Below are 5,218 nucleotides of genomic sequence, written 5' to 3'. Positions count from 1 at the left end.
GTGACGGGGTTGCGGTTGCCGGCGACGTTGATTTTCGATTATCCGACTCCCGCCGCCATCGCCGACCACATCCTGCGCCAGCTTCTGCCGCCACCGGAATCGCCAGCCGATCGGATCCGCACCGAGCTGGACCGCGTTGCCGCCCTGGTCGACGCCCTCGACGACCCGCAGGCCCAGGACGTGGCCGCGCACGCGTTCCAGCAGATGCTCACCCGGCTACGGCCCGCGGCCCCGACGACAGGCACCGTGCTGGCCAGCATGGACACCGCCGACGACAACGAGCTGTTCGCCTTCATCGACAACGAACTCGGCTGAACGGCCCAGCCCCACCCCGCTCAGCCCCTCCCGCATCAGCCGCACGTCGCCACCGCGACAAGGAGAACCATGACCGCAGATGTAGTCAACCGGGTACGGACCTTCGCCCGCACCGAGCTGGTCGACCAGCAGGCGTACCTCGATTCCTTCGCGGACGCACCCCTGCCGCTGTACCGCCGGTTCCAGGAGGCCGGATTGGCCAACTGGTGGCTCCCCGCCGAGTGGGGCGGCCTGGGGCTCGGCCTCGAGGACAGCGTCGACGTGGTCTCCGAACTGTCCTACGGTGACGCCGGCGCCGCGTTCACGCTGTTCATCTCCGTACTGGGCACCAGCATGGTCTCCCTCTACGGCACGGAGGAGCTGCGCGGGCGCTACCTCAAACCGATGGTCGACGGTGGCACGTTCTGCGCGACCGTGGGCAGCGAACAAGCGGCGGGCAGTGAACTCGCGAAGATCACCACCACCGCGGTCCGCAGCGGGGACGCCCTGGTCATCAACGGGGACAAGTACTTTTCCACAAACGCTGCCTTCGCCGACTTCCTCGTCGTCATCGCCCGCTCGACCGACAACCCCTCCGGCGTGGCGGCGGTCGTCGTACCGAGGGACACCCCGGGGGTGAGGATCGTCAAGCGGTGGGAGATGAACGGCCTCCGCTCCTCCGGTACGTACCAGGTGAGCTTCGACAACTGCCGGGTTCCCGCCGATCACGCCCTCCGTGGCCCCGGCCTGCGGGTGTTGGAGGTCGGCCTCAACGCCAGCCGCATCCTCATCGCCACCACCGCACTCGGGACCGCACGCCGGATCCGGGACCTCTGCATGGACTACGCCAAGACCAAGACCCTCCGGGACGCGCCGCTGACCGGTAACGCCGTGTTCGCCGCCAAGCTCGGCCAGATGGAGATGCAGATCGAGGTGATGCGTAGCCAGTGTCGGGCCGCCGCCCGCGAGTTCGACGCCATCCTCGAGCGTCCCGACGCCGCCGACGAGTTCCTGCGCCGGGGCACCCTCAAGTCGGCCCTGGCCGCCAAGATTTTCTGTGGGCAGGCGGGCTGGCAGATCGCCGGCGTCGGCTCCGAGATGTTCGGCGGTCTCGGGTACACCCACGAGAGCCCGATCGGCAAGCTGGTCCGGGACATGCGGTACGTGTCGATCGTCGAGGGTGGCGACGACGTCCTGCGCGACCTCCTCTTCAGCCGCTACGTCGTGCCGGTGTCGAAGCGCACCTGACGCGCTGCGAAGCCGCGGCACCACACCCACGTCGCCGGGCGCGTCCGTGCTCACGGACCGCGCCCGGCCACGCGGGCGTCGGGCTAACCCTGCGCGTCCCCGAACACCTCGGCCGCGAGATATGCGGTCAACGCGGTGGGAGTGGGGTAGCGGAACAACAGGGTGGCCGGCAGCCGCCGCCCGGTTCGCACGTTGAGCCGGTTGCGCAGTTCCACCGCGGTGAGCGAGTCGAAGCCCAGGTCGCCGAACGGGTTCTCGGCCCCGATCGCATCCGGGCCGGAGTGACCGAGGACCGCGGCAGCCTCCGAGCGAATCAGGGTCAGCAGCGCGTCCCGCCGATCGGCGTGATCCAGCGCGGCCAACCGCGCGGTCCACGACTGGGTGTCGACGGTCGCGGCGGGCACCGCCGCCACCCGCCGCCGCACCGGGCCGGCCAGGCCCTTGAGCAGGGCCGGCACCGTCTGCTCACCGGCCCGTTCCCGCAGCGCGGGAAGGTCCAGCTTCACCGGCAACAGCGCGGCATGGTCGAGCCCGAGAGCCGAATCGAAGAGCGCAAGCCCTTCCGGAGTGCTCAACGGCAGGCTGCCGGTCCGGGCCAGCCGACCCAGATCCGCCTCGTCGAGATCCCTGGTCAGGGCACTGGTGGCGGTCCACAGACCCCAACCGAGACTGGTCGCCGGCAGGCCACTGCGGTGCCGATGGCGGGCGAGCGCGTCGAGGAAGGCGTTCCCCGCCGCGTAGTTCGCCTGCCCCGGCGTGCCGAACGTGCCGGCAGCCGAGGAGTAGAGCACGAAAGCCGCGAGATCCGCGTCCAGGGTGAGTTCGTGCAGGTGCCACGCGCCGTCGACCTTGGGCCGCAGGACCGTTTCCAGCCGTTGCGGGTCAAGGGCGTCGAACGTGCCGTCGGCGAGTACGCCGGCGGCGTGCACCACGGCGGTCAACGGATGTGCCGCGGGAATCCGCGTCAGCACCTCGGCGAGCGCCGCCCGGTCGGCCGTGTCACAGGCGACAACCTGGGCCTTCGCCCCGAGCAGCGACAGGTCGGCGAGCAGGTCCCCGACCCCCTCGGCGTCGGCACCGCGCCGGCCGGTGAGGAGGAGGTGACGTACCCCGTGCCGGGTGACGAGATGCCGGGCGAGCAACCCACCGAGCGTCCCGGTCGCACCGGTGACCAGAACCGTGCCGGCCGGATCGAGATCACGGGGGAGGGTGAGGACCACCTTGCCGATGTTCTTTCCGCGAGCCAGATACCGCAGCGCCTGCGGGGCCCGGCGGATGTCCCACGCGGTGACCGGCAGCGGCCGCAGGACCCCCTCCTCACCCCAGGCGCGCAGCTGCCGGAGCAGTTGCTGGATGTACGCGGGGTCGGTGTCCAACACGTCGAACGCCCGGTAGGTGACCCCGGGATGATCGGCGCCGACCTTGTCGGGGTCGCGGTAGTCGGACTTGCCGATCTCCACGAACCGGCCTCCGGGGCGCAGCAGCCGCAGGGAGGAGTCGATGAACTCCCCGACGAGCGAGTTGAGCACCACGTCGACGCCCGCAACGCGGAAGTGGCCCTCGAAGTCGAGGGTCCGTGAGGACGCCAGGTGGGCGTCGTCGAAACCGCACTCCCGCAGCGCGTCCCACTTGCTCGGGCTCGCCGTGCCGAAGACCTCCACCCCGAGGTGTCGCGCGAGCTGGACGGTGACCAGCCCGACCCCGCCGGCGGCGGCATGCAGCAGCAACGACTCGCCGGGCTGCATCTTCGCGATCTCGACCAGGCCGCGGTACGCGGTGAGGAACACCACCGGCATGCTGGCCGCCTCGGCGAACGACCAGCCGTCCGGAATCGTGGTCAGCATCTCCTGTTGGGCGGTGCTCACCGGCCCGGCTCCGCCGCTGAGCAGACCCATCACCCGATCACCGGGCCGTAGCGCGTCGACGCCCGGACCCACCTCCAAGACCACCCCGGCCCCCTCCGCCGCGATCGGCCGGGGGTCGTCGGGCAGTGTGCCGAGGGCCAGCAGGACATCGCGGAAGTTCAGACCGACCGCGCGGACCGCCACCCGCACCTCGCCGGCACCGAGCGGCTCGTCGGCGTCGTCGACCGGCGCCAGGACCATCCCGAGGGAACCGTTTCCGGTCGCGGCGAGGCGCCACGCCGCCGCCGGGGGCACCAGAGTGGGCAGCGCGTCGACCTCGGCGAGGCGGGGGGCGTGGGACGCACCGTCCCGTACCGCGAGTTGGGGTTCGCCGGACGCGACCGCGGCCGGCAACGCGGCCCCGCTTACCGCGACCGCGTCGAGGTCGATCAGCACGATACGGTCGGGGTGTTCGTTCTGGGCCGAGCGGAGCAGGCCCCAGCCGGCGGCGCCGGCCAGATCGGTGATCGCCTCACCGGGTTGCGCGGCGACAGCCCTCCGGGTGACCACCACGAGCCGGCTGTCGTCGTGCGCGGGATCCGCCAACCACTGCTGGACGTCGGAGAGCAGCGTCGTGAGGCGTCCGCGGGTCACAGCCGGAACCGGGCCGTCGACCGCGCCGGCGACGTAGGGAAGGACGTGCGTCCGTGCCGCTGCCCGGTCCGTCGACATCGGCACCCCGGCGGCGGAGAGCGCGTCCGCCAGGCCCTCTCCCCCGTGTCCGCCCAGCACCGTCCACGGGCCGGTGGATACGGCGTCCGCACTCCCGGAGACGGGGACCCAGTCGAGTGCGAACAGCGACTCGACCCGTTCCCGTTCGGCGGACAGCCGCTGGGGGTCGACCGGGCGGGCGCTGAGCGCGTCGACGGTGAGCACCGCGGCGTTCGCCGGGTCGGTGACCGTGATCCGCACCTCGTCGTGTTCCCCGGGTGCCAGGTGGACCCGTACCGAGGTGGCACCCGTGGCACGCAAGGTCACGCCGTTCCAGGCGAAGGGCAACCGCACCCCGTCGTCAGCCGCGGCGAGGGGATGCAGGGCCGCGTCGAGCAGCGCCGGGTGGACCGCGAACCTGGCCGCCGCGGAATGCTGGGCCGGCAGGGACACCTCGGCGAACAGTTCCGCACCGCGACGCCACACCGCCTGGACACCCCGGAAGACGCCGAGGTATTCAAGCCCTTTGTCGGCGAGCCGCGGGTACAGGCCTTCGATGTCGACCGCCTCAGCCCTCGCGGGCGGCCACTCGCCGTCCACGGTGACGGCGGGGACCGGGCTCCGGGACAGCGCGCCGACGGCATGCCGCAGCCACGGTTGGCGGTCGTTGTCCAGGTGGGTCCGCGAATGGATGCTGAGCGACCGCCGACCTGACGCGTCCGGCCCGTCCAGGCGCACCTGGAGTTGCACCTGGCCGTCCGGGGTCAGGGTGAGCGGCTGCTCGATGGTGAGGTCGTCGATGTGGTCGCAGTCCACCTGTTGACCGGCGTGCAACGCGAGGTCGACGAAGGCGGCGCCGGGGAGTAGGACGGTGCCGGCCACGGCGTGCTCGGCGAGCCACGGATGACTCTCGATGGACAGGCGGCCGGTGAGGAGCAGTCCGTCGTTGTCCGGCAGGTCCACCGTTCCGCTGAGGAGGGGGTGGGTGGTGGGGTCGAGTCCGAGGCCGGTGGGGTTGGTGGTGTGGTGGTGGGGGGGTCGGGGCCAGTAGCGGTGGTGGTGGAAGGGGTAGGTGGGGAGGGTGGTGGTGGGTGTGGGTGGGTGGGTCCAGTTGATGGGTT

Annotated in this window: 2 protein-coding genes and 1 pseudogene; 2 read left to right on the top strand and 1 reads right to left on the bottom strand. The window is 71.5% G+C overall.

Annotated features, from left to right (window positions below; all coding sequences use genetic code 11):
* Both ACLQ2X_RS28260 and ACLQ2X_RS28255 read left to right on the top strand, forming a co-directional pair.
* Positions 1–315 (top strand): annotated as a pseudogene (locus ACLQ2X_RS28260) (hypothetical protein); the annotation flags it as partial.
* Between the two features lie 69 nt (positions 316–384).
* Positions 385–1,542, top strand: coding sequence for an acyl-CoA dehydrogenase family protein (locus tag ACLQ2X_RS28255; RefSeq protein WP_425684119.1), 1,158 nt, complete (start codon positions 385–387; stop codon positions 1,540–1,542).
* Between the two features lie 83 nt (positions 1,543–1,625).
* On the opposite strand, the gene ACLQ2X_RS28250 is transcribed toward ACLQ2X_RS28255, so the two are convergent.
* Positions 1,626–5,218: SDR family NAD(P)-dependent oxidoreductase (locus ACLQ2X_RS28250; protein ID WP_425684118.1), on the bottom strand; the 3,593-nt coding region annotated here is incomplete at its 5' end.

This window comes from Micromonospora sp. DT31, from assembly GCF_049841795.1.
In the GTDB taxonomy this organism is placed as follows: Bacteria; Actinomycetota; Actinomycetes; order Mycobacteriales; family Micromonosporaceae; genus Micromonospora.
This window is presented reverse-complemented; position numbering and strand designations above follow the sequence as displayed.